This is a genomic window from Cupriavidus ulmosensis (genome assembly GCF_977008105.1).
Map to the genome: position 1 here is coordinate 1240133 of NZ_CDRMWP010000002.1, position 24284 is coordinate 1264416.

Genomic DNA, 24284 nt, shown 5'->3' on the forward strand with positions numbered 1-24284 from the left:
CAGGCCGCGTCGCGGGCGCGGCACATTTTTGTCTTTGCGCTGTCCAACGTGCCGGATTTCATAGTGAAACAGGTAGCGGATTCGCCATATGGCGGGTCCGGGGTGGCGGGGCGCCTTGTCGGGACGTCTGCCGCCTGTGATGCAGGAGAGGCTTTTGGCGACAAACGAAACCCAGCGCAGAACTGAGGTCGACCTGATCCGCGGCGTGGCGCTGATCTTCATCGTGGTGGATCACGTCAACGGCAGCGTGCTGGCTGACTACACCATCCGCAATTTCGCGTTCTTCGACGCGGCGGAGATCTTCGTCTTCCTGGCCGGCTATTCGGCCAGCTCCGCCTTCCTGGCGATGGAGGCGCGGCACGGCGCGGCCGCCGCGCAGAGCCGCCTGGTGCGGCGCAGTTGGGAGATCTACAAGGCCTTCGTGCTGACCGGGCTGCTGATGCTGGTGTTCGGCCTGCTGCTGGCGCTCGCGCGCGTGCCGGCGCCGGCGGTGGTGTCCACCGAGGCGCCGATCTTCATGGCGCATCCGTTCAGCACGCTGATCGAGGTGTTCAGCGTGGCGCGCCAGCCCTTCGTCTCGGACGTGCTGCCGATGTACGCGGTCTTCATCCTGTGCGCGCCGCTGTCGATCCGCATGGCGCGCGCGCGGCCGCTGACCTTCGTCGGCGCCAGCGCGCTGCTGTGGCTGATGGCGCCGATGCTCACGCCGCTGCTGCCGAGCAGCGACGGCAACGGCTGGAGCTTCAATCCGTTCGCGTGGCAACTGATGTTCGGCCTGGGGCTGATGTCGCGCCTGCGGCCGGACGTGATCCTGCCGCGCCAGCCGCTGGTGCGCTGGGTGGTGACGGTGCTGGCGGTGGCGATGACGCTGGCCGGCGTGCTGCTGGCTTACCTGTGGATGCGCCCGCACGTGTACGAGCCGTGGCTGCCGGCATGGCTGCCGACGATGGTGTTCCCGCTGCCCAAGAAAAGCCTGGCGGCGCTGCGCGTGGCGAGCTTCCTCGGGCTGGCGTGGCTGGCCTACCTGGCGGTGCGCGCGGGCTGGGTGGCGCGGCTGGCCTCGGTGATGGGGCCGGTGGTGCAGATCGGCCGCCACAGCCTGTTCTGCTTCGTGTTCGGCGCGGTGGTGTCGGTGGTGATCGAGGGCTTTACCTACGGCATCGCCGGCGGGCGGCCTTCGCGGCCCATCGCGCTGGGCGGCGACATCGTGGCGGTGGCGCTGCTGCTGGTGATCGGCGGCTGGTGGGGGCGGCGCAAGGAGGGGCGCAAGGCGGCGGTGGCCGCCCGGCAGTTGCGCGCGGTGCCCTGCGCGAACGGCCGCGGCCTATGAGCGGGCCGCGGCGCGCTGCCGCGTCCGCGGCTTCGGCGCGGCCGATGCGGCCGATGCCGCCTTCTCCCTGCCGGCGGCCAGCAGGCCGGTCAGCACGAACTGCTGCACGCCCTGCCGCCATTGCGCCAGCGCCACCTTCGGGCGCGTGGTGGGCCCGGTCGGCTTGGCGCTGAAGAACATGCTGACGCCGTGCATGGCGGACCAGGCGCAGCGCACCATCATGTCGTCGAACTGCGCGTCCAGTCCGTTCTCGCTGAAATAGTCCTGCACCGCGCCGTAGAGCAACTGGTAGGAGGCCGCGCCCGCTTCCAGCAGCTCGGGGTAATTCTCCTTGCCGACGATCTGCGGGCCGAACATCAGGTAGAACAGGGCGGGGTGCCTGACGGCGAATTCGATGTAGCCGTCCATCACCGTGAGCAGCCGTCCCTCGGCCGTCATGTCGGGCGACATGCGGGCGCGCCGTATCGCCACCAGCTCGCGGAAGCCGTCGGCGGCGATGGCGGCGAGCAGTCCTTCCTTGTCGGCGAACTGGTTGCGCGGCGCCCCGTGCGAGACCCCCGCGAGCCGCGCCGCCGAGCGCAGCGTCAGGCCGTGGACGCCTTCGGTTGCGAGGATCTCCCTGCCGCAGCGGATCATTTCCTCGCGCAGGTTGCCGTGGTGGTAGCTCTGGCGGGGCGGCGGGGTGGTGGCGTTGGTCATGGTGTTGCCGTGGGCGGTGTCGTCAGGCCTCCATGTTAGCGCCAACGGCAGCGCGCCCGCCCCGCATCCGCGCGCGCGGCGATGGTGATTGCTATTGCAGCGTGATGTGCTTTTCGGCGACCACCCTGGCCCAGCGCTCCGCGTCCTTGCGGATCTGCGCGTCGAACGCGGCCGGCGTGGTGCCGCTAGGCTCGGTGCCCAGCTCCTGCAGCCGGGCCTTGACCTCGGGCACCGCCACCGCCTTCGCGACCTCCGCGCTGAGACGGTTGACGATCGCGTCCGGCGTGCCGGCCGGCGCGAACAGGCCGAACCAGCCGACGTCGGCGAACTGCGGATAGCCCTGCTCGGCGAAGGTGGGCACGCTCTCCAGGCCTTTCCAGCGGCGCGGCCCGGTCACGCCGAGCGCGCGCACGGTGCCGGCCTGGATATGCGGCTTGATCGCCAGCGGATCGACGAACAGGCCGTTGATCTGGCCGCCGATCAGGTCCTGGATCGCCGGCGCGGAGCCCTTGTACGGCACGTGCATCATGTCGATGCCGCTGACCGAGGCCAGCATCTCTCCCCACAGGTGGGAGCCGGTGCCGGCGCCGAAGGAGCCGAAGTTGAGCCGCTCGGGCGACGCCTTGCCATAGGCCAGGTAGCTCTTGAGGTCCGTCACCGGCAGCTTGCGGTCCACCACGAACACCACGGGCGCTGCCGCGATCCCGGCCACGCCGCGGAAGCTCTTGATGGCGTCGTAGGGCAGGTCCTTGAACAGCGCCGGCTGGATGCTGTGCGCGGAGTTGTTGAGCAGCAGGGTGTAGCCGTCCGGCGCCGCCTTCGAGGCGATCGAGTAGGCCACCACCGTCTGCCCGCCGGGCCGGTTGTCCACCACGACCGGCTGCCCCATCTGCCGCGACAGGGCCGCGCCCACGGTGCGGGCGATGATGTCGGTGCCGCCGCCGCCGGCGTAGGGCACGATGATCCGGATCGGATGGGTGGGGTAATCCGCCGGCTTTTCGGCATGCGCGGGATGGGGCGCCAGCAGCAGCAAGCCGGCCACCCCGGCCGCGAGGCGCGCGGCCGTGTTGGACGTGGTCATGGTTGTCTCCTGTCTTGATCTGTTTTCGATCTGATTTCGATCTGTTCTCGGTTCCGCATTTCGGCTGGCTTTCGCCAGCCTTTCCGCGCTACTCGTACACCACCGAGTAGCGCGTGGTCAGCGTGGCGAAGGCGGTCTCGATGGTGGCCATCGCCGCGGCGCGCTCGGCTTCGCTCATGGCGGCGGGCAGCACCAGCGTGGAGGCCAGCCCGAGGTCGCCGCGGTCTTCCACGCGGATGTCGCGCACGGGGAGCGGCGCCCCGGCGGCGGCATCGGCCAGCATCTGCTGCTGGGCGCGCCGGATGGCGTCGCCGCGCAGCACGTTCTTCTGGATCTTGCCGACCGCGGTCTTGGGAATGGCGTCGACCAGATAGAACTGCCTGGGCACCGCCGCGCGCTCGGGAATCGCCTCGTAGGCGTAGTGCCTGAGGCGGCCGAGCGGATAGTCGCTGCCCGGCTTGAGCGCGATGTAGGCTACCGGCAGCTCGCCCGCGTGGGCGTCCGGGATGCCGACCGCCGCGGCGTCGAACACGGCCGGATGGCGGTACAGCGCTTCCTCGATCATGCGCGGGTCGATGTTGTTGCCGCCGCGGATGATGAGGTCCTTGGCGCGGCCGGTCAGCCAGAAGTAGCCTTGCGCGTCCATGTAGCCGAGATCGCCGGTGTTGAACCAGCCGCCGTCGAACCAGATGTCCCGGTTGTGCGCCGGGTCGAGGTAGCCGGCGAAGACGTTGGGCCCGCGCACCACCACCACGCCCGGCTCGCCGGGCTCGCAGTCGCGCACGATGCGCCGGCCGGCCACCTTGACCGCCTTCATCTGCTGGTAGGCCATGCGGAACCCGATCGAGCCCGTGCGCGCTTCGCCGTGGCGCGGGTTGCAGGCGCTCAGCGCGGTGCCTTCGGTGAGGCCGTAGCCTTCCAGGATGACCGAGCCGGTCTTCCTGCCGAAGGCCTCGGCGATGGCCGTCGACAGCGGCGCGGTGCCGCAGGTGGCGGCCTGCAGCGAGCTGATGTCGGCATCCTCGAGGGGGATGTTGAGCAGCATGTTGACCACGGCCGGCACCATGCTGAGCGTGGTGACGCGGAAGCGCTCGATGATGCGCCAGATGTTGCGGATCACGGAGGGATCGCGCCAGCCGCCCGAGGTCAGCATGACCACCGAGGCGCCGCGCGCGAGCGGCATCAGGCAGTTGGTCAGCACGCCGGTGACGTGGAACATCGGCACGCCGCACACGCGCACGTCCGCGGGCTGCACGTCGTACTGCATGCCGCTGGCCCAGGCCATGAAGACCTCGTTGCCGTGCGTGTGCAGGGCGAGCTTGGGCGTGCCGGTGGTGCCGCCGGTGTGGAACATCGAGGCGGTGTCCCCGGGGGCGATGCGCCGGCCGCTGTCGAGCGCCTCGGCGCCGAAGCGCGGCAGCTCGGCCAGCAGGTCGACCACGCCATCCTCGCTCGCGGGGCCGCCGCCGGCCTTGATCCAGTGGCGCACGCCGGGCAGCTCCCGGCGGATCAGCATGGCTTTGTTCCAGGCCTCGATGTCCGGGTCGGGGCCGTAGACGATCACCGCCTTCGCGCCGGCGTTGGCGAGCAGGGTGCGGATGATCTCCGGCTCCAGCATCCAGTTGACGGGGCAGGCGATGCCGGCCGCCTCGCTGCCCCAGAGCGCGTATTGCGACTCCGGCGCGACCGGCATGAGGATGCCGATCACGTCGGCCGGCCCCAGGCCGAGCGCATGCAGCAGGTTGGCGGTCTGGGTGATGCGGCCGAACAACTGGCCGTGGCTCACGGTGGTGGCGCGCTCCAGCTCGTCGCCGGAGGCGAAGTGGTGCAGCGCGGGCGCATCGGGCGCGCGGTCGCGCGCCAGGCGCAGCAGGTCGTAGGTGCTGGCCGGCAGGTCGCGCGCCGGCAGCGGGGTCTGCTCGAAGCGCTCGATGTCGCCGAGCGTGGCCACGCGCAGCCCGGGCTGGTAGAGGTCCCGCCGCGCGCGGGCGGCGGCTTCGATGGCGGCTTGTGTCATGGTCAGGATCCCCGGTAGGCCGGACGGCGCTTGTTCAGGAAGGCATCGCTGCCTTCGTGCATGTCGTCGGTGCTGAACAGCGTGGCGAAGGCAAGCTGCTCCATCATCAGCGCCGTATCCAGGTTGGTGTCCTGCCCGTTGTTGATCATCAGCTTGGCCAGGGCGATCGAGTGCGGCGATTTCTCCGCGATGCGGTGCACGTAGGCCTTGGCCTCGTCGAGCAGCTGCGCGGCGGGCACCACCTTGTTGACCAGGCCGATGCGGTAGGCCTCGTCCGGCTTGATGATCTCGCCGGTGAAGATCATTTCCTTGGCGCGCGTCGCGCCCACCAGCCGCACCAGGCGCTGGGTGCCCCCGCGCCCGGGGATCAGGCCGACGTTGGTCTCGGTCTGTCCCATCAGCGCGTTGTCGGCGGCCACGCGCAGGTCGCAGGCCATCGCCAGCTCCAGGCCGCCGCCGAAGCACGGCCCGGCGATGGCCGCCACCACCGGCACGGTGCTGTGATGGATCAGCGCCCACAGGTCGGACGCGCCGCTGGTGGGGCCGAACGCATCGAGCGGGCGGCGCTTGAGCATCTCGACCAGGTCGCCGCCCGAGACGAAGGCCTTGGTGCCGCCCCACAGCACGATGCCGCGGATGGTCTTGTCGGCCATCAGCGCCGACATCGCCGCGTGGATGTCGTTGCGCAGCGCGGCGTTGAGCGCGTTGTACTTCTCGAGCCGGTTCATCGTGACGATGCCGCAGCCGCCGTCGCGGTCGACGAACACGGTGTCGTATTCGGTGATGGGGGTGGTCGGGTTGGTTGTCATTGGCTTGTCTCCTGTCGGCGTGCGCCGTCTTGTTTGTTGGCTTTCCGGTCGTTCAGTGGATGAACTCGAACAGGCCGGCCGCGCCCATGCCGCCGGCCGCGCACATGGTCACGACGCCGTACCTGGCCTTGCGGCGCCGGCCTTCGAGCAGCAGGTGGCCGACCTGGCGCGCGCCGGTCATGCCGTAGGGGTGGCCGATGGCGATGGCGCCGCCGTTGACGTTGACGCGCTCCTCCGGCAGCCCGAGCTGGTCGATGCAGTACAGCGCCTGGCAGCCGAAAGCCTCGTTGAGCTCCCACAGGTCGATGTCGTCGACGGTGAGCGCGTTGCGCTCGAGCAGGCGCGGTACCGCGCGCACGGGGCCGACGCCCATCTCGTCCGGCTCCACGCCGGCCGTCGCCAGCCCGATGAAATAGCCCAGCGGCGCCAGCCCGCGCCGCTGCGCTTCCCGCTCGGACATCACCACCAGCGCGGCGGCGCCGTCCGACAACTGGCTGGCGTTGCCGGCCGTCACCTGGTAGCCCTCGCCCTTGACCGGGGGCAGGGCGCCGAGCTTTTCCAGCGTGGTGTCCGGGCGGTTGCCTTCGTCGGCTTCGAGCAGGCAGGCCTCGGTGGTGGTCTGGCCGGTCGCCTTGTCGGTCACGCCCTTGCGCGTGGCCAGCGGCACGATCTCGTCGCGGAACAGGCCGGCCTGCTGGGCGCGGTCGGTGCGCTGCTGGCTGCGCAGCGAGAAGGCGTCGGCGCGCTCGCGCGACACGCCGTAGCGCCGGGCCAGGATCTCGGCGGTGTCGATCATGTGCAGGTACACGTCGGGCCGGTGCTCGGCCAGCCACGCTTCCTGCTGGGCCACCTTGAGCGTGACCGGCTGCGACAGGCTGATCGACTCGACCCCGCCGGCCACCATGACCGGCACCTTGTCGACCAGCACGCGCTGCGCGGCAAAGGCGACCGCCTGCAGGCCGGAAGCGCAGAAGCGCGTGAGCGTGGTGCCGCTCACCGAGACCGGCAGGCCGGCGCGGATGGCGCCGGCGCGGGCCACGTTGCCGCCGGTGGCGGCGACCGGCTGGCCGCAGCCGAAGATGACGTCTTCCACTTCGCCGCCTTCGAGGCGGGCACGCCGCACGGCATGCTCGATGACGTGGCCCGCCATCGTGGCGCCGTGCGTCTGGTTGAAGGCGCCCCGCCCGGCCTTGCCGATGGGGGTGCGGGCGTAGGAAACGATCACTGCGCGAGACATGGGTTCTCCTTTGGTATGGGTATCCGCACGGGGACTTCCGGTCCTGGTGCGTGGCAGATATAGACAGTGGATAGATTTGGACGGAGCGATCCGGCTGGTTGCCAGGATGCCGCCGGTTTTCCGTGTGTCCAGCCACCTGCGCCAGGTGGCCGCCTCGGTGTATCCACTGTCTACATGCTAGTTAGCGGATTTCGGCAGGTCAAGCGCGCGGCGGGCTGGCGAGGGTTTACCTCGATGAAGCGGGAAGAGGAGGGAGGGAGAAAAAAAGGAGGGCCGGCGGCAGCCACATCACCGCGCGGAAATAATGGTTCGCATGCGAAGCGATGGTGCCGCACGGCGGTGCAACGCGCTCCGCGCGCCGCTAGCGGGACGCCTGCACGGTATCCAGGATTTCGGTGGACAGCGCCTCCGAGCGCACCGCGCGCGCGAGCACGAGGCCGCCGACCATCGTGGCGAGCATCAGGATCGCGTCCTTGCGCGACGACGCGCTGTCGTCGCCCGCGATCAGTTCGATCAGCGCCGCCACGCCGGCCTCGAAGCGCTTGCGGGTCCTGGCGTCGAGCCGTGACACGTCGGCGCCGAGCGCGGCGATGGCGCAGCCGCTGGCGGGCTTGTCGCGGTGCTTCCGGTTCATGTAGGCGTGCAGGATGGCGCGCTTGCGCTGCCGCGCGGGCGCCGCCGCGGCCGCCGCTTCGAGGAAGGCCGTGGTCTGGCCGAAGGCGGCGTCGACCGCGTCGGCGACCAGGGCATCGCGGGAATCGAAGTGCGCGTAGAAGCCGCCGTGGGTCAGCCCGGCGCTTTTCATCAGCTGCGCCAGGCCGACGCCGTCGATGCCATGCTCGCGGAATTCGGCCGCGGCGGCCTCGACGATCTGCTTGCGGGTTTCGGCCTTGTGTTCCGGCGAGTAACGCACGATTGGACTCCGTAGGTTGAAGGGCGGCGCTGATTGGATGACGATCATCATATCCGGATGATGAAGCGCCCGGCAGCCGATGCCACATCATGCCATGACGATGGCATGACGGTCATCATTCAATGACCGGACCACGTTGGCAGAAGTGGCGGATACGCCAGCATCCGGCGCTTCATCTTCTTTCCGGTTCTTTAGTATGATGATCATCATTCAATCGAATGACGCAAGGGCGGAACGTTCGCCCCAACCAGGAGCGATGTGATGAAAGCGAGAGACGTGGTGCTGTGCCATCCGGTGCGAACGGCAATCGGAGCCTATAACGGCGCACTGAAATCGACGCCGGCGACCGAGCTTGGCGCGGCGGTGATCGCCGAGACGTTCCGCCGCTCCGGGCTCGACCCGGAGCTGGTCGGCAGCGTGGTGTTCGGCAACGTGATCCAGGCCGGCAACAAGATGAACCCGGCGCGGCAGGCTGCGCGCGGCGCCGGCCTGCCGGTTTCGCTGCCGGCGATGACGGTCAACCGCGTGTGCGGCTCCGGCGCGCAGGCCATCGCCAGCGCGGCCGACGAGATCCGCCTGGGCTACGTGGACGTGGCGATCGCCGGCGGCATGGAGAACATGGACCAGGCGCCCTACCTGATGCCGGCCGGGCGCTGGGGCAGCCGCATGGGCGACGCGGTGCTGTACGACAGCATGCTGCGCGATGGCCTGGTGGATGCGTTCTCGGGCGAGCATTCCGGCTGGCACACCGAAGACCTGGTGGAGCGCAGCAAGCTGACCCGCGAAGACCAGGACCACTGGGCCGAGCGCTCGCAGCAGCGCTTCGCGCGCGCGCAGGAGCAGGGCCGCTTCGCCGCGCAGATCGTCGGCGTGCCGGTCAAGGCCAAGGGCGGCATGGCGACGTTCAGCGTGGACGAGGCGAACCGGCCGGACACCACCTTCGAGATCCTCGGCAAGCTGAAGCCGGCGTTCCGCAAGAACGGCACCATCACGGCGGGCAACGCGCCGGGGCTCAACAGCGGCGCGGCGGCGATGGTGGTGGCCGAGCGCTCGCTGGCCGAGGCGAAGGGCCTCGTGCCGATGGCGCGGCTGGTGGCCTACGGCGTCGGCGCGGTCGAGCCGGGCCTGTTCGGCCTGGGCCCGGTACCGGCCGTGCGCCAGGCGCTGCAGCGCGCGCAATGGGCGCTGGGCGACGTGGAGCGCGTGGAGATCAACGAGGCGTTCGCGGCGGTGCCGCTGGCGGTGGCCGGCGAGCTGGGCTTGCCGCTCGACATCATCAACGTGGACGGCGGCGCCATCGCGCACGGCCATCCGATCGGCGCCACCGGCGCGGTGCTGACCACGCGGCTGCTGTACTCGATGCGCGCGGACGGCATCCGGCGCGGCATCGTGACGCTGTGCATCGGCGGCGGCCAGGGCATCGCGCTGGCGCTTGAAGCGCTGGACTGAGGCGCCGGACTGAGGCGCCGGACCGACGCGGCGCTAGGCGGTCTTCTGCCGCAGCGCGAAGGCCCGCTGCGCCGCCGGCCGCGCCACGCAGCGCTGGTGCCACGCGGCCACGTTGGCGAGGTCCGCCGCGTCCAGGTCGGCCAGCCGATGCAGCACCGCGGCGAGGTTGAGGTCGGCCACGGTGAAGCTGTCGCCGAGCAGGTAGGGCTGGCGCGCGCAATGGGCGTCGAGCACGGCCAGCGGCTTGCGCAGCGCGGCCAGCGCGGCAACGGCCTGGGCCGGGTCGCGCTGCGCCGGCGGCAGCAGGCGGGTGTGCTGGGCGAGCTGGGTGGTGAGCGGCTCGACCATCGTGGCGGCCCACAGCGTCCATTGCAGGATGAGGGCATCCTGCCGCGCGGTGCCGTCCCACAGCACGCGGCCGGCGTGCCGGCGCGCGAGGTACAGGGTGATGGCCAGCGATTCGTAGAGGACCAGGCCGTCGTCGTCGATGGCCGGCACCATGCCGTTGGGATTGATCGCCAGGTAGGCCGGCGCCTTGGCTTCGGGCGAGGCGTAGTGCAGCGGAACGTGCTCGTAGGGCAGGCCGAGTTCTTCGGCCGCCCACAGCGGGCGGATGGCGCGCGAGGCGGCGATGCCGTAGATCTTCAGGGTCACGGATGGGGTTCCGGCTGGTGGGTTCGAGGGTTGGGAAGGGGCGGCGCCGGGCTCACTCGCCCAGCGCGATGCCGTCCTTGCGCTTGTCCGACGCGCCCAGCAGGCTGCCGTCGGCATCGCGCATGACGATCTGCGCGCCGCCGAAATCGCTGCGCCCGCCGAGTTCGCCGAGGCCGGCCGGATCGCCGTAGCCGGCGTCGCGCAGGGCCTTCGCGATGGCCGGCGGCGTGCCGGCTTCGATGGCGAGCGCGGTGTCGGACTCCAGCCGCCAGCGCGGCGCGTCGAGCGCGGCTTGCAGCGGCTGTTGCCACGCCGCCAGCCGCACCAGCAACTGCAGCTGGCCTTGCGGCTGCATCAGCCCGCCGACCACGCCGAAGCCGGCATGGAAGCGCCCGTCGCGCAGCGCCGCGCCCGGCACCACGGTGTGATACGGGCGCTTGCCCGGCGCCGGGCTGTTGATGTGGCCCGGGCCGGCGAAGCCGAAGCCGCGGTTCTGCAGCACGAAGCCGCAGCCCGGCACCGCGATGCCGGAGCCGAAGCGCTTGAAGATGCTGGTCATCAGCGTGACGGCGAGGCCGTCGCGGTCCACCACCACGGTGCAGACGGTGTTGCCGGCCGGGTCCGCCACGGTCTGCTTGGCGTATTGCATGGCGCGGCCCATCGCCCGCACGGTGCGCAGCACGGCGGCGGGATCGTCCTCGGCCAGCAGCGCCGGATCGAGCTGGCCGAGCTCGTCGAGCGCGTGCAGGATGGCCACGCCGTGCGTGTTGGGCGGGCACTCGAGGATGGTCAGGCCGCGGAACTCGGTGGAAACCGGCGTGCAGAAGTCCCCGCGGTGGGCCGCGAAATCCGCCGCGGCCAGCGCGCCGCCGGCATGGCGGCTGGCGGTCTCGGCCGCCTGCGCGGGCGCGCCCAGGTAATAGGCGTCGGCGCCTTCGGCGGCGATGGCGCTCAGTACCCTGGCCAGTTCCGGGTTGCTGAAGGTCTCGCCGGCCACGGGCGGGCGCCCGGCGCGGTAGAGCGCGGCGCAGACCGGGTCCTGGTGCAGCACGCGGTCGAACACGGCCCATTCGCGCGCGGCCACCGGCGCCACCGCGAAGCCGTCGCGCGCCAGCGCGATGGCCGGGGCGAACAGTTGCTTCCACTCCATGCGGCCGTAGCGGCGGTGCAGGTCTTCCCAGCCGCGCACCGCGCCCGGCGTGGTCAGCGAGAGCGCGTGGCGCTCGGGGATGCGCTGGTTGGGCAGACCGGCCAGCGCCTCTACGGGGAAGGCGGCCGGCGCGCGGCCGGTGCCGTTGTAGCTGACCGCATGGCCGTCGGGCTCGACGATCATGGCCAGCATGTCGCCGCCGATGCCGGTGGCCATCGGCTCCACCACGCCGAGGATGGCGTCGGCCGCGAGCGCCGCGTCCACGGCGCTGCCGCCTTCGCGCAGCACCCGCAGCGCCGCCTGGGCGGCGAGCGGGTGGCCGGTGGCGACCATGCAGTGCGGCGCGCGCACGCCTTCGGGCGGAATTGCGGTTGTCATGCGGTTTGCTCCATCGAGGTGAGGGGAATGGGGGCTTGCGTTTCGGCGTTGCGGCGTTTCAGCGCCACAGCACCACGGCGCACATCGTCGATACCGCCAGGCCGGCCAGCACCGGAACCAGCAGCGCGCGCACGGCGTCGAGCACCGGCACGCGCGCGAAGCCGGCGATGGCCACCAGCGAGGACCAGGCGATCAGCGTGCCGCCGCCGGTCCACACCGCGCCCATCTGGCCGACCGCGCACAAGGTGGCGGCGTCCAGCCCGACGGTCGGGCCGAGCGCGCCGGCCAGCGTGCCGGTCAGCGGCAGGCCGGCGAAGCCCGAGCCGTCGATGCCGGTGATCATGCCGACCAGCAGCACGCCGAAGGCCACCAGCACGTGGTTGCTGGGGATCCAGTTCTCGGCGCCCTGGATCAGCTCGAACAGCAGGCTGGGCGCGTGGCCGGCGCCAATCTGCAGGATGGCGCCGGCGGTGTCGCCGGCGCCGATGAAGAAGAAGCCGGCGATCGGCAGCACCGAGCCCATCGCCTTGAAGGCGAACACGAAGCCGTCGGTGATGTGCTCGGCGCTGGTGTCTAGCATCCTGCGCGGGCCTTCGGCGGCCAGCGTGCACAGGATCATCAGCAGCGCAGCGGTGCCGCCCACCAGCGCGGCGGCCTCGCCGCCCTTGAGCTCGGCCATGCCCAGGCCGAGCTTGGGCGAGACCATCAGCGCGATGACCGCGGCGAAGGCCAGCGGCGTGAGCATGGCGAAGGCCTTGGACCACTTGATGCGCCGCTGCTCCACCATCGACAGGCTGCGCGCGATGTTCGCATCGGTGCCGAGCGGCTCGCCGTGCGCGGTGCCGCGCGCCAGCTCGCTCTTGTCGAAGCTGCCGGCGGCTTCCACGCGGGCCAGGTCCGCGTCGGGCGCGCGGCCCTGCCAGCGCTCCAGCAGGCTGGCGCTGGCGGGGCGGATGTGGCCGCGGATGGACAGGTAGGCCAGCGTCAGCGCGATGCCGCCGGTGATCAGCGACAGCACCAGCGCGCGGTCCGCCACCATCGTGGCGCTGACCGCGGCGCCGGCGGCCTTGGCGCTGATGCCGGGCGCCACGCCGATCACGTAGTCGGACGACAGCGCCGTGCCCTGGCCGGCGATGGCGATGGCCATCGCGCCGGCCAGCGGCGGCAGCCCGGCGGCGATCGCGGCCGGCAGCAGGATGGCGGACACCAGCGGGATCGCCGGGGTGGGCCAGAAGAACAGCGAGATGGCGTAGGTGATGGCCGCCAGCATGAAGTAGGCCGCGTGGCCGTTCTTCATCACCGCGCGGAACGGCTCGACCATGCGCACGTCGGAGCGCAGCGCCTTGAGCGCATTGAGCAGCGCCGTCATCAGCGCGATCACCAGGAAGATGTTGAACAGCTCGCGCGCGGCCACGAAGCTGGCGTTGAAGATGCTGGCCAGCGCGCTGACCGGGTTGTGGGTCCAGGCCAGCGTGACCAGGAAGGTGGCGATGATGGCGGGCACCACCACGTTGGCGCGGAACACCATCGTGAGCACGATGGCGAACACGCCGGCGAGGTAGACCCAGTGGGCCGCGCCGAGGGCGATGTGTGAATCCATTTGGGGGCTTGTCTCCTGTGCCGGCGCGCCTGGGGGCTGGCGCTGCCGGTCCGTGCAGAGGCGGCATCGTAGCCGGCTTCGCGCCGGGGCGGCAACCCTGGCGCGGACCGGCGGCTGCCGGAGGGGCGGCGCGCGCATGTCCCGCGGCGGGCAGGGCGCCTGCCGCGGGACGGCGAACGGCGTCCGCGTGCCTATTCGGCGTCGGTGGTGCTGGCTGCCGGGGCGGTGGGCGCCGGCGCGGCCGCGGTGGGCCGCACGGCGATCGAGGGCGGCCTGGCGGGGTCGGCCTGCGGCTCCCACGACACGCTGATGTCGCCGTTGACGAAGGTCTGGCACGCCATGCGGTAGCCCTGCGCGAACTGCTCGTCGGTCAGGTGCCGGCGTTCCTTGGGCTTGATGGCGTCCGTGGATTCGCGCCCTTGTTCGATCCTGCACTTGCAGGTGCCGCACAGGCCGCCGCCGCACTTGAAGGGGATGCCGCCTTTCTCGCGCAGCGACACGCGCAGCAGGTTGCTGTTCTCGGGAGCGCTGACGACCTTGCTGCCGTTGGTGAGGAAGGTGATTTCAATCATGGGGCGGTCCGATTGCATGAGGGGGCTGCCCGGCGCCGTGCCGGTCATACTCGGGGTTTGTCGTGGGGCGGGCGGCGGGCTCAGCGCCTGACCAGCGCGATGTCCATGCTGCCGAAGCTGGCCAGGTGCCTGAGCTCCTGGCGCGCGTCTTCGAGCGTGTCGAACTTTTCCAGGAACTTGGAGGGCACGTAGTTGATCAGCGGCGGCGCGGCGCTGTCGGCTTCCGTTTCCTCCACCACCTTGAGCTTGACCGGATGCGCCAGCTCGGCGATCACGTACTGCGCCGTCTTGCGGCCGTAGAAGAGGTAGTCGTAGGCCTCCACGGCCACCAGCCCGTCGACGAGCTCGGTGCGGAACTGGCCTGGCTTGCTGCTGAGAATGACGTACATGACTGCGCTGCCTGCTGGATGCGGTGGGTTGCGGCGGATTGCCGGAGATTACGGATTGGCTGCCGGCACTATCGTGGCCGGCTGGAGCGCGGCGGCGGCGCTTTGCGCCGGCAGCTCGTCCTGCTCCAGTTCGATGTCATGCTCCAGCCAGAGCTGGCAGGTCAGGCGGTAGCCCTGTTCCAGCCGCTCGCCGAGCTGCTTCTTTTCCTTCCAGTTGGGCGGCGGCAGGTGCTCGGCGCCCGCGATCACGCGGCACGCGCATTTCGAGCACTTGCCCATGCCGCACTCGTAGCGCAGGTTGGGATACGGAAACTGCTTGATCCCGGCGCGCACCACCAGGTTGGTGTTGGGCTTGACCTCGTCTTCATAGGTCTCGCCGTTCTTGTGGAATACGACTTTCGGCATACGGCTGTCCCGCGGGCGGTCTCTCTGGTGCGGGCGGCATCGCGCGATGCCGCCCGCGTCATGGCAAATTCAACGCGCCTTCAGGCGGCGAGTTCGAGTTCGGGCAGGGGGATTTCTTGGGCGACGTAGTCGTGGTAGAGCGCGGTGGTGTAGAGCAGGCGCATCTGGGCGCCGATCTCGCAGATCTTCAGGCAGCGCTGCTGCAGTTCGGGCGTGTTGGCGTGCTCGAGCACGATCTGGTAGCCGCGCTCGCCGTGGATCTCGTCGGAGACGATGTGCAGGTCGAAGAACTCGACTTCCTCGTCGGTGAAGCCGTACTTCTCGCGCAGCGTGGGGGTCTGCTTGCGGTAGATGGAAGGCACCTGCGATTCCAGGCCGACCACGAGTCCGGCGACGGCGACGATGGGGTCCTCGCGCATGGCGACGGCGTAGCACCAGCTTTGCAGGCCGCGGGTGGTGGCGGACATGTTGTCGGGGTCGATGACACGCTCGCGGGTGGTGCCGCAGGCTTCGGCGAAGCGGATGAGCAGGTCGGTGTGGCGGTCGCCGCCGATTTCCTCTTCATACATATTGGCGAGCAGGAAGTCCTTGGCTTCGGTGAAGCGGTCGGGGGTGCGGGCGTAGATGTAGGCGAGGTAGTCGGCGAAGGGGCCGACGTAGTGGTAGTGGTTCTCGGCCCAGCGGGCGAGGTGATCGCGGGAGAGCTTGCCGCTGGCCCAGGCGATGCTGAAGGGGGCCTTGTTGGCGCTCTTGCCCTTGATGGCGTTTTCGAGCGCGGTGCGGAAGACTTCGCGGTTCATGAGTTCGGGCATTTGGGGGCTCCAGGGTTGGGATCGCGTTGGAATCGGGCCGCTGTGGCCCTGCCGGTGAATCAATGTGTAGATTGTATACTATCTACCGGGTTGACCAAGGTCAACCCGGTTTTCGGATTTTTTCGGCGTCCGGCGCGTTTTTCCGCTTCAGGCGACCTTGAGTTCACCCGCCTCGCGCACCTTCCGGTAGGCGAAGCCCGCCAGCGCCACATCCTCCAGGCCCACGCCGACCGACTTGTAGATCAGCACGTCCGCCTCGCTGGCGCGCGGCCGGACCTTGCCGGTCACGACGTCGGCCAGTTCGACGATCTTGTCGGCCGGCAGCGCGGCGGGATCGGCCAGCACGATGTCGCCGGCCTCGCGCATCGACTGTGGCCGCCACTCCACCACCAGCTTGCTGGCGCGCGCGAGCGCCACGTCGTCGAGTTCGCGGGTATGCGGCAGGCTCGAGCCGATCGCGGCGACGAAGGCGCCGGGCTTGAGCGAGCGGCCCGAGAACAGCGGCGTGGTGGAGCGCGAGGCGGTGACCACGATGTCGGCCTGGGCGACGGCCTCGTCCGGCTCGGCGAAGGCGACCGGGATGCCACACCACTGCGCCAGGCGCTCCGGCATGGCGGCATCGGCATACGGGTCGGACAGCAGGATGCGCTTGAGCGGCAGGGCCGCGGCGAGCTGGCGCGCATGTTGCACGCCTTGCGTGCCGGCGCCGAACAGCGCCAGCACCTCGGCGCCGGCGCGGGCCAGGTGGCGCGCGGCCAGCACCGAGCAGGCCGCGGTGCGCAGGCGGGTGATGGCGCCGGCATCGAACGAGGCCAGCGGGCGGCCGTCCTCGGTGGAGAAGATCAGGATCACGAAGGAGAACTGGCCGTCGATGGTGGTGTACACCTTGGCGCCTGCCACCTGCTGCTCGGGGATCACGGCGCCGAGCGTCGACAGCTTCACGCCGCCGGCCTCGGTGCGGATGCGCTCCTGCATGGCGGCCTTGCCTTCGCCGAAGCTGCGGAAGGCGTCCAGCATGACTTGCTGGACGTCGGCGGGGCTGACGTGGCGGTCGATCATCTCGTCGGTGATATGCAGCATGGTGTGTTTCCTCGGGTGGCGCGGGGGCGCGATGGGTTAATGGATTGGGTGGCGGTCGATCAGGTCGGAACCGCCTGCGTCGCAGCCGGTGAGGCGGCGGGCGCGCCTGTCCGGCTCACCGGCTGCGCGCGGCATCCCCATCGGGCCGGATGGCGGGGCGGTGACGCCGGCGGGAGGCGGAAATGCGGATGTCATGTGCGGTCGGGGCGGCGGGAACGGGCCGGCAACAGGCGCCGGCTGCGCTTTCTTACGTCTATTTGTATACAGTCTACATAAAATACGAGATGAAGGCATCTGCCGGAAACGCACATAACGTAGGCCTGCTCTCAAAAGGTGCTGGAAATCCCTGTTTTAGCGCGAAAATATAAGGGTTCGCACCAATCCGGGGGCATTCCCTAATCCTTTCAGATTTCGCTTGTTTTGACCTCGATCAAGAATATAGTATACGTTCATGGGGCAGCGATAGCACCCAGAGAAAACAGCACACAGGTCTCTACAGGCAAGGATCCAAGGGGAATACATGCAACACGAAGCAGTGATTGGCGCGGCACACTGGATCTATCTACTGGGCGTGGCGGTCATCGTCCTGACCATGATCCTGCGGGCCAACGTGGTCGTACCCTCGATTCTGGGTACGTTCCTGGTGGTGTTCGCGCTGACCGGCAGCCCGGTCTCGGCGCTCGGAGGCATTTTTTCGGCCAGCCTGGTGGCGGCCAAGGAGTTGTTCAACATCTTCCTGGTCATCGCCTTCATGACGGCGCTGCTCAATTCGCTCAAGACGCTGCGCTCGGACATCCGCATGGTCGAGCCATTCCGCGTGGTGATGAAGAACGGGCATTCCGCCTTCTTCATCCTGGCCGGCATCACCTACGTGATCTCGCTGTTCTTCTGGCCCACGCCGGCGGTGCCGCTGGTGTCCGCCATCCTGCTGCCGGCGGCGATCGCGGCCGGGCTGCCGCCGCTGGCCGGCGCGATGGCCATCGCCATCGCGGGGCAGGGCATGGCGCTGTCGTCGGACTACGTGATCGGCGTGGCGCCGGGCATCAGCGCCAAGGCCGCCGGCGCCGCGGTCAGCGCCGCGGTGGTGGCGGACCGCGCGCTGGTGCTGTCGATCATCACGGGCGGCATCGCGCTGACGCTGGCGTATCTGTCGATGCGCCGGCACATCGTGCCGGCCAGCGGCAGCCTGCTGACCAAGTGGCAGGCGCGCGCCAGCGGCACCGATGCCGAACTGGAGCATTCCGGCACCTTCGACAAGGCGGAGATCGCGCGCGGCACCGAGCATGAGGAGCCGCTCGTCACCGATTCCAACATCGAGCGCAGCCTGTCGATGGTGGCGCAGCGCCGCGTGAAGTGGTCGAAGTGCTTCGCCATCGTCACGCCGCTGGCTTTCCTGGCGGTGGTCGCGGTGATGGTGCTGCCCAAGATGGGCACCGGCCTGCCCGAGCTCAAGGGCGGCGACGCCGCGGCGCTGGTGGGCGGCGTGGCGGCCGTGCTGATGATGCTGGCGACGCTGGCCGCCGAAGGCCCGCGCAAGATGCTCGACGTCTGTCCCGAGCACATCACCGACGGCTTCGTGTTCGCCTTCAAGGCGATGGGCTCGGTGCTGCCGATCGCCGGTTTCTTCTTCGTCGGCGCCGGCGAGACCGCCGCGCAGATCCTGGGCGTGAGCGCCGACCGCGCGCCCAGCCTGCTGTTCGAGCTGATCCAGGCCTACCAGCACATGATTCCGGACAACCACGTGCTGGTCGCCTTCGGCGTGCTGGTGGTGGGCATGATCACCGGCATCGACGGCTCGGGCTTTGCCGGGCTGCCGCTGACCGGCACGCTGGCCGGCGCGCTGGGGCCGGTGGTCGGTTTCGATTCGGCCACGCTGGCGGCGATCGGCCAGATGGGCGCGGTCTGGACCGGCGGCGGCACGCTGATCGCGTGGTCCTCGCTGATCGCGGTGGCGGGTTTCGCGCGCGTGCCGGTGCTCGACGCGGTGCGCGCGCTGCTGCTGCCGGTGCTGATCGGGCTCGGTGTCTCCACGGTCTGCGCGATGCTGATCTGGCACTGACCTGACCACCTGACTGGCCTGAACGGGGTGGCTCCGGGCTGCTTCCTCGGGCTGCTTTCCTCGGGCTGCATCTTCGCCACTGCCTGTTTTCGAGGGCGGCCGTGCCTGCCGGCGCCGCCGCCCTCGTCGCTTTCGCGGCGCCTTCCTGCCTCGCCGAAAAAACCATCCCCGATTCCGCAAGAAACTCATTGACCTTGGTCAACCCGGTAGATAGTATACAATCTACACATTGATTCACCGGCAGGGCCACAGCGGCCCGATTCCAACGCGATCCCAACCCTGGAGCCCCCAAATGCCCGAACTCATGAACCGCAAAGTCTTCCGCACCGCGCTCGAAAACGCCATCAAGGGCAAGAGCGCCAACAAGGCCCCCTTCAGCATCGCCTGGGCCAGCGGCAAGCTCTCCCGCGATCACCTCGCCCGCTGGGCCGAGAACCACTACCACTACGTCGGCCCCTTCGCCGACTACCTCGCCTACATCTACGCCCGCACCCCCGACCGCTTCACCGAAGCCAAGGACTTCCTGCTCGCCAATATGTATGAAGAGGAAATCGGCGGCGACCGCCACACCGACCTGCTCATCCGCTTCGCCGAAGCCTGCGGCACCACCCGCGAGCGTGTCATCGACCCCGACAACATGTCCGCCACCACCCGCGGCCTGCAAAGCTGGTGCTACGCCGTCGCCATGCGCGAGGACCCCATCGTCGCCGTCGCCGGACTCGTGGTCGGCCTGGAATCGCAGGTGCCTTCCATCTACCGCAAGCAGACCCCCACGCTGCGCGAGAAGTACGGCTTCACCGACGAGGAAGTCGAATTCTTCGACCTGCACATCGTCTCCGACGAGATCCACGGCGAGCGCGGCTACCAGATCGTCCTCGAGCACGCCACCACGCCCGAACTGCAGCAGCGCTGCCTGAAGATCTGCGAGATCGGCGCTCAGATGCGCCTGCTCTACACCACCGCGCTCTATCACGACTACGTCGCCCGCGAAATCCCGCTGCCCGAACTCGAACTCGCCGCCTGAACGAGGACAAGGCACGACTGCATTGGCATCGACGGCCCCCGCGCGGGGCCTGACCGGACGAAAGGCTTGCACATCATGGCAGTAACCAAGACAGACGAATTCGCCAACCACATCAACGGCGAATGGACCAAGAGCGCCAGCGGGCGCACCTTCGACAACGTCAACCCCGCGGACACGGACGATATCGTCGGCCGCTTCCAGGCCTCCACGGCGCAAGACGCGCAGGCCGCGGTAGCCGCCGCGGCGGCGGCGTTCGAGGCGTGGAAGAAGACCCCGATCGGCAAGCGCGCGAAGATCCTCAACGGCGCGGCCGACTGGCTCGAAGCCAACGCCGCCCAGATCGCGGAGGAACTCACGCGCGAGGAAGGCAAGGCGCTCGGCCTGAGCAAGGACGAAGTCCTGCGCTCGGCGCAGACCATCCGTTTCTACGCCGTGGAAGGGCAGTCGTTCGCGGGCGAGACCTATCCGCAGGACGACCCCGACATGCTGGTCTACAGCCAGCGCGAGCCGCTCGGCGTGGTGACGGTGATCTCGCCGTGGAACTTCCCGGTGTCGATTCCCGCGCGCAAGATCGCGCCGGCGCTGATCGCCGGCAACACGGTGGTGTTCAAGCCCTCGTCGGACGCGCCGCTGAGCGGCTACCGGCTGGCGCAGGCGTTCGTCGAGGCCGGCATGCCCAAGGGCGTGCTCAATTTCATCACCGGCCGCGCCGGCGACGTGGGCCCGGCCATCACCGAGGCGCCGGCCGTGCGCGCGATTTCCTTCACCGGCTCGACCGCGGCCGGCCAGCACATCCACCGCTCGGTGTCGCTGAGCACGCGCACGCAGATGGAGCTCGGCGGCAAGAACCCGCTGATCGTGATGGAAGACGCCGACCTCGACCGCGCGGTGGACCTCACCATCAAGGGCGGCTTCTCGCTGAGCGGGCAGGCCTGCACCGGCACCAGCCGCGTGCTGGTGATGGCCTCGGTCAAGGCCGCCTATACCGAGAAGCTGCTGGCCAAGGTCGGCACGCTCAAGATCGGCAGCGGCATGACCCCGGGCATGGACCTCGGCCCGCTGGCCACGCGCAAGCAGCTCGAGACCGTGCTGGGCTACGTGGACATCGGCAAGGCCGAGGCCACGCTCCTGTGCGGCGGCGAGCGCCTGAGCGGCGGCGATTTCGACAAGGGCTTCTACGTCGCGCCGGCCATCTTCACCGACGTCACGCAGCAGATGCGCATCGCCCGCGAGGAAATCTTCGGCCCGGTGATCGCCATCATCGAGGTGAGCAGCTACGCCGACGCCATCGCCAAGGCCAACGACACCGAATACGGCCTGTCCGCCGCCATCGTGACCAGCAACCCGCGCTACGCGCACGAATTCGCCAGCGACATCCAGTCGGGCACGGTCAAGATCAACCGCACCACCACCGGCAACCTGGTCAACGCGCCGTTCGGCGGGCTCAAGCAGTCCAGCACCTCCACCTTCCGCGAGTCGGGCCGGGCCGGGCTGGAGTTCTATACGCAGATCAAGACCGTGTACCGCGGCTGCTGAGGCGGCGCGGACTCAACCCATCAAGCAGGAAGCAGGAGCAGGACATGAGAAAAGCCATCAAGCTGGAACTGAAGGAAGCCCGCCACATGGTGGCGGCCGCGATCCGCAAGTCGGAGGAAATCGGCGTGCTGGAAACGATCTGCGTGGTCGACGACGGCGGCTATCCGCTCGCGCTCGAACGCATGGACGGCGCCCGCATCACCGGCCCGCAGATCGCCTGGAACAAGGCCTTCACGGCCGCCGGCCACAAGCGCTCCACCCATCTGTTCAACCAGGTGCCCAATGGCCCCGCGCTGCCGGGCAACGAAGCGTTCGGCATCCAGTGGAGCTTCGAGGGCAAGTTCGCGGTGTTCGTCGGCGGCTTCCCGATCGTGGTCAACGGCGAGGTGATCGGCGGCATCGGCCTGAGCGGCGGCAACGGCGAGCAGGACACCGCCTGCGGCGTGGCCGCGCTGGCCGCGCTGCAGGAACTGCTGGCCGGCGACGACCTCAAGGTGCTGGTCGAAGCCGACATCAAGAAGTAAGCAGGAAACCGCCAAATCGGCCTGCCGACTGTTGTCTCCCTTCTCCTGCGTGCGGGAGAGGGGCGCAGACCGCCGGCAGCACGCCGCGCCTTCGCCTTTCACGCATTGCCGAGTCAGCCATGTCTTACCGTATCCATCTCATCGAATCCCAGCAATCGTTCGAAGTCGGCGCCGACGAATCGGTGCTCGACGGCGCCCTGCGCGCCAACGTGCAAATGGCCCACGACTGCCGCTTCGGCGGCTGCGCCACGTGCCGCGTCAGGCTGGTGGAAGGCACGGTGGCCTATGAGGAATACCCCATGAGCCTGACGCCGGAGGAAGAGGAGGAAGGCTTCGCGCTGGCCTGCCAGGCGCGTCCCACCAGCGACCTCGTGATCAGCACCGCGCGGCCCGGCGAGCCCGGCGTCGAGCCCGCGCGGCACACCGCGGTGATCCGCAAGATCGAGCCGCTGTGCGCCGACGTGGTGCACCTGACGCTGGAGCTGCCGCAGGCCGAGGCGCTCGACTACCGTCCGGGCCAGTACCTGAAGATCTTCACCGGCGACGGCGTGGCGCGCAGCTTTTCGATGGCGTCGGTGCCGAAGGACCGCATCGTGGACCTGCACGTGCGCCGCATTCCCGGCGGCTACTTCACCGAGCGCCTGCTGGCCGGCCTGCGCTCCGACGACCAGCTCGACGTGGAGCTGCCGCTGGGCGGCTTCTATTTCCGCAAGGACGACTACCGCCCGCTGGTGATGGTGGCCACCGGCACCGGGCTGGCGCCGATCAAGAGCATTCTCGAATCGCTGATGGACGACCCGGACTGCCCGCCGGTGTCGCTCTACTGGGGCATGCGCACCGAGGCCGATCTCTACCTGCACGACCAGATCCAGCAGTGGGGCGCGCGCCTGTACGACTTCCAGTACGTGCCGGTGCTGTCGCGCGCGGGCGAGGGCTGGAGCGGGCGCCGCGGCCACGTGCAGCAAGCGGTGGCCGAGGACCTGCCCGACCTGTCCGAGCACGCCATCTACCTGTGCGGCTCGCCGGACATGATCCGCGACGCGCGCGAGACCTTCATGGGCCTGGGCGCCAGCGGCGCGCACATCTACGCGGACAGCTTCACCTTCCAGCGCACCTGAACATGGACCAGCCCGGCGGCAGCCTCGGCGCGCGCCATTCGCCGCTGTTCGCGCAGGTGACGGATACCTTGCGCCAGCGCATCGTGGGCGGCGTCTACCGCCAGGGCGACCGCCTCGTGGAGCATGCCTTGTCGGAGGAGCTCGGCGTGTCGCGCGTGCCGGTGCGCGAGGCGCTGCGCGCGCTCGCGGCCGAAGGGCTGGTGCGCATCGAGCCGCGCCGCGGCGCCTCGGTGGCGCGGCTGTCGGAGCATATGGCGCGCGAGATGGTGGAAGTGCGCGCCACGCTGGAAGGGCTCAACGCCAAGCTGGCCGCGCAGCGCCGCGACCCGCGCCTGGTGACGGAGCTGCAGGCGGTATTGCGCGAGGGCACGGCGGCCGCGCGCGGCGGCGAGGAGGAGCGCCTGCTCGCGCTCAACTTCCGCTTCCACGAGGTGCTCGGCAACATTGCCGCCAACAGCGTGCTGCAGGAGATGATGCGCTCGCTGCGCGAGCGCACCGGGCTGGTGTTCGCGCCGGCGCACCGCCTGCGCGCGCAGCAGAACTGGGACGAGCACGCGCAGATCCTGCGGGCGGTCATCGCCGGCGATGCCGACCTCGCCGCGCTGCTGGCCACGCGCCACGTCTACAGCGCGGCGGACGACGCCACGCCGGTCGCGCCCGAGGTGCAGGCCGGCGCATGAGTCGCGCAGCCGCCTTCGCGCCGCGGCCGCGCTTCGCCTAGACTCAACGGAGTGGGCGCGATGCGCGCCGGCGCGCATCGCATGCCGCCGTTCCCCGTTCCCCGTTTTCCGACAGGAGAGTGCTCATGACCTGCAAGATCCAGGTGGTCTTCTACAGCATGTACGGACACGTCTACAAGATGGCCGAGGCCGTGGCGGCCGGCGCGCGCGAGGTCGACGGCGCGGAAGTGGCGCTGCTCCAGGTGCCGGAACTGGTGCCCGACGCGGTGCTGGAAAAGAGCGGCGCCAAGGCCGCGCGCGCGGCCTTCGCCCACGTGCCGGTGGCCGAGCCGGACAAGCTGGCCGACGCCGACGCCATTCTGTTCGGCACGCCCACGCGCTTCGGCAACATGTGCGCGCAGATGCGCAATTTCCTCGACCAGACCGGCGGCCTGTGGATGAGCGGCAAGCTGGTGGGAAAGGTCGGCAGTGTCTTTACCAGCACCGCCACCCAGCACGGCGGGCAGGAAACCACGATCACGAGCTTCCACACCACGCTGCTGCACCAGGGCATGGTGATCGTGGGCGTGCCCTACGCCGAGGCCCGGCTGCTCGACATGAGCCAGATCACCGGCGGCACGCCGTATGGCGCGTCCACGCTCACCGCGGCGGACGGCTCGCGCCAGCCCAGCGAGAACGAACTGGCCATCGCGCGCTACCAGGGCCGCCACGTGGCCACCATCGCCGCGAAGCTGGCCGCGCATTGAGCGCGCATAGGGAGGGCGCGCA

At 69.6% G+C, this 24284-nt stretch carries 24 protein-coding genes; 9 read left to right on the top strand and 15 right to left on the bottom strand.

Annotation, left to right across the window (positions count from 1 at the left end; translation table 11 throughout):
- Positions 1-154 precede the first annotated feature (154 nt).
- On the top strand, positions 155-1330 hold the full coding sequence (locus ACWTPI_RS25170) for an OpgC domain-containing protein (protein WP_020204111.1): 1176 nt from the start codon (positions 155-157) through the stop codon (positions 1328-1330).
- Here the strand turns inward: ACWTPI_RS25170 and ACWTPI_RS25175 are convergent.
- The 7 genes from ACWTPI_RS25175 to ACWTPI_RS25205 form a co-directional block, all read right to left on the bottom strand.
- Entirely contained in the window at positions 1325-2029 is a 705-nt protein-coding gene (locus tag ACWTPI_RS25175) for a TetR/AcrR family transcriptional regulator (protein WP_020204112.1), read from the bottom strand. The two genes, ACWTPI_RS25170 and ACWTPI_RS25175, sit on opposite strands and share 6 nt — an antisense overlap.
- Positions 2030-2120: 91 nt before the next feature.
- Positions 2121-3110 (bottom strand): Bug family tripartite tricarboxylate transporter substrate binding protein, encoded by a 990-nt coding sequence (locus ACWTPI_RS25180; RefSeq protein ID WP_454733072.1) that lies wholly within the window; start codon positions 3108-3110, stop codon positions 2121-2123.
- 88 nt (positions 3111-3198) lie between these two features.
- Positions 3199-5127 (bottom strand): acyl-CoA synthetase, encoded by a 1929-nt coding sequence (locus tag ACWTPI_RS25185; RefSeq protein ID WP_454733073.1) that lies wholly within the window; start codon positions 5125-5127, stop codon positions 3199-3201.
- Between the two features lie 2 nt (positions 5128-5129).
- The gene (locus ACWTPI_RS25190) at positions 5130-5936 is read right to left on the bottom strand and encodes an enoyl-CoA hydratase/isomerase family protein (RefSeq protein ID WP_454733074.1); all 807 of its coding nucleotides are present in this window, start codon (positions 5934-5936) and stop codon (positions 5130-5132) included.
- A gap of 52 nt (positions 5937-5988) precedes the next feature.
- Positions 5989-7173, bottom strand: coding sequence for an acetyl-CoA C-acyltransferase (locus ACWTPI_RS25195; RefSeq protein ID WP_454733075.1), 1185 nt, complete (start codon positions 7171-7173; stop codon positions 5989-5991).
- Positions 7174-7534: 361 nt separating this feature from the next.
- The gene (locus tag ACWTPI_RS25200) at positions 7535-8086 is read right to left on the bottom strand and encodes a TetR/AcrR family transcriptional regulator (RefSeq protein WP_059414061.1); all 552 of its coding nucleotides are present in this window, start codon (positions 8084-8086) and stop codon (positions 7535-7537) included.
- Between the two features lie 87 nt (positions 8087-8173).
- Positions 8174-8296 (bottom strand): hypothetical protein, encoded by a 123-nt coding sequence (locus ACWTPI_RS25205; RefSeq protein ID WP_454733076.1) that lies wholly within the window; start codon positions 8294-8296, stop codon positions 8174-8176.
- A 51-nt stretch (positions 8297-8347) separates the two neighbouring features.
- Here ACWTPI_RS25205 and ACWTPI_RS25210 point away from each other — a divergent pair, with 51 nt between their 5' ends.
- The gene (locus ACWTPI_RS25210; RefSeq protein WP_059414064.1) at positions 8348-9535 is read left to right on the top strand and encodes a thiolase family protein; all 1188 of its coding nucleotides are present in this window, start codon (positions 8348-8350) and stop codon (positions 9533-9535) included.
- A gap of 33 nt (positions 9536-9568) precedes the next feature.
- Here the strand turns inward: ACWTPI_RS25210 and ACWTPI_RS25215 are convergent, their stop codons facing one another.
- The 8 genes from ACWTPI_RS25215 to ACWTPI_RS25250 form a co-directional block, all read right to left on the bottom strand.
- Complete coding sequence (locus ACWTPI_RS25215; RefSeq protein WP_454733077.1) at positions 9569-10189, bottom strand: glutathione S-transferase family protein; 621 nt, start codon at positions 10187-10189, stop codon at positions 9569-9571.
- A 52-nt stretch (positions 10190-10241) separates the two neighbouring features.
- The gene (locus tag ACWTPI_RS25220) at positions 10242-11717 is read right to left on the bottom strand and encodes a gamma-glutamyltransferase family protein (protein ID WP_059414067.1); all 1476 of its coding nucleotides are present in this window, start codon (positions 11715-11717) and stop codon (positions 10242-10244) included.
- 58 nt (positions 11718-11775) lie between these two features.
- Positions 11776-13317: a hypothetical protein gene (locus ACWTPI_RS25225; protein ID WP_059414069.1), complete on the bottom strand. Its 1542-nt coding sequence runs from the start codon at positions 13315-13317 to the stop codon at positions 11776-11778.
- A gap of 191 nt (positions 13318-13508) precedes the next feature.
- The gene (locus tag ACWTPI_RS25230; protein WP_029043843.1) at positions 13509-13889 is read right to left on the bottom strand and encodes a 2Fe-2S iron-sulfur cluster-binding protein; all 381 of its coding nucleotides are present in this window, start codon (positions 13887-13889) and stop codon (positions 13509-13511) included.
- Between the two features lie 80 nt (positions 13890-13969).
- Positions 13970-14278, bottom strand: coding sequence for a hypothetical protein (locus ACWTPI_RS25235; RefSeq protein WP_020204124.1), 309 nt, complete (start codon positions 14276-14278; stop codon positions 13970-13972).
- A 48-nt stretch (positions 14279-14326) separates the two neighbouring features.
- The gene (locus ACWTPI_RS25240) at positions 14327-14683 is read right to left on the bottom strand and encodes a 2Fe-2S iron-sulfur cluster-binding protein (RefSeq protein ID WP_059414073.1); all 357 of its coding nucleotides are present in this window, start codon (positions 14681-14683) and stop codon (positions 14327-14329) included.
- Between the two features lie 80 nt (positions 14684-14763).
- Complete coding sequence (locus ACWTPI_RS25245) at positions 14764-15495, bottom strand: TenA family transcriptional regulator (RefSeq protein ID WP_059414075.1); 732 nt, start codon at positions 15493-15495, stop codon at positions 14764-14766.
- A gap of 147 nt (positions 15496-15642) precedes the next feature.
- Positions 15643-16575 carry an ornithine cyclodeaminase family protein gene (locus tag ACWTPI_RS25250; RefSeq protein ID WP_454733078.1) on the bottom strand — a complete coding sequence of 311 codons (933 nt, stop codon included), beginning with the start codon at positions 16573-16575 and terminating at the stop codon, positions 15643-15645.
- 520 nt (positions 16576-17095) lie between these two features.
- On the opposite strand from ACWTPI_RS25250, the gene ACWTPI_RS25255 reads away from it, so the two are divergent.
- The 7 genes from ACWTPI_RS25255 (at position 17096) to wrbA (ending at position 24262) form a co-directional block, all read left to right on the top strand.
- Positions 17096-18634 carry a hypothetical protein gene (locus ACWTPI_RS25255; protein ID WP_020207105.1) on the top strand — a complete coding sequence of 513 codons (1539 nt, stop codon included), beginning with the start codon at positions 17096-17098 and terminating at the stop codon, positions 18632-18634.
- Positions 18635-18926: 292 nt separating this feature from the next.
- Positions 18927-19658, top strand: a complete 732-nt coding sequence (locus tag ACWTPI_RS25260) for a TenA family transcriptional regulator (RefSeq protein WP_454733079.1) — start codon at positions 18927-18929, stop codon at positions 19656-19658.
- Positions 19659-19733: 75 nt separating this feature from the next.
- A complete protein-coding gene (locus ACWTPI_RS25265; RefSeq protein ID WP_020205483.1) occupies positions 19734-21194 on the top strand; it encodes an aldehyde dehydrogenase family protein in 1461 nt (486 codons plus the stop codon).
- A gap of 44 nt (positions 21195-21238) precedes the next feature.
- On the top strand, positions 21239-21718 hold the full coding sequence (locus tag ACWTPI_RS25270) for a GlcG/HbpS family heme-binding protein (RefSeq protein WP_020205484.1): 480 nt from the start codon (positions 21239-21241) through the stop codon (positions 21716-21718).
- 119 nt (positions 21719-21837) lie between these two features.
- Positions 21838-22836 (top strand): 2Fe-2S iron-sulfur cluster-binding protein, encoded by a 999-nt coding sequence (locus tag ACWTPI_RS25275; RefSeq protein WP_454733080.1) that lies wholly within the window; start codon positions 21838-21840, stop codon positions 22834-22836.
- A 2-nt stretch (positions 22837-22838) separates the two neighbouring features.
- Positions 22839-23516 carry a GntR family transcriptional regulator gene (locus ACWTPI_RS25280; RefSeq protein WP_454733081.1) on the top strand — a complete coding sequence of 226 codons (678 nt, stop codon included), beginning with the start codon at positions 22839-22841 and terminating at the stop codon, positions 23514-23516.
- Between the two features lie 125 nt (positions 23517-23641).
- Positions 23642-24262, top strand: coding sequence for an NAD(P)H:quinone oxidoreductase (gene wrbA, locus ACWTPI_RS25285; RefSeq protein WP_020205487.1), 621 nt, complete (start codon positions 23642-23644; stop codon positions 24260-24262).
- Positions 24263-24284: the final 22 nt, after the last annotated feature.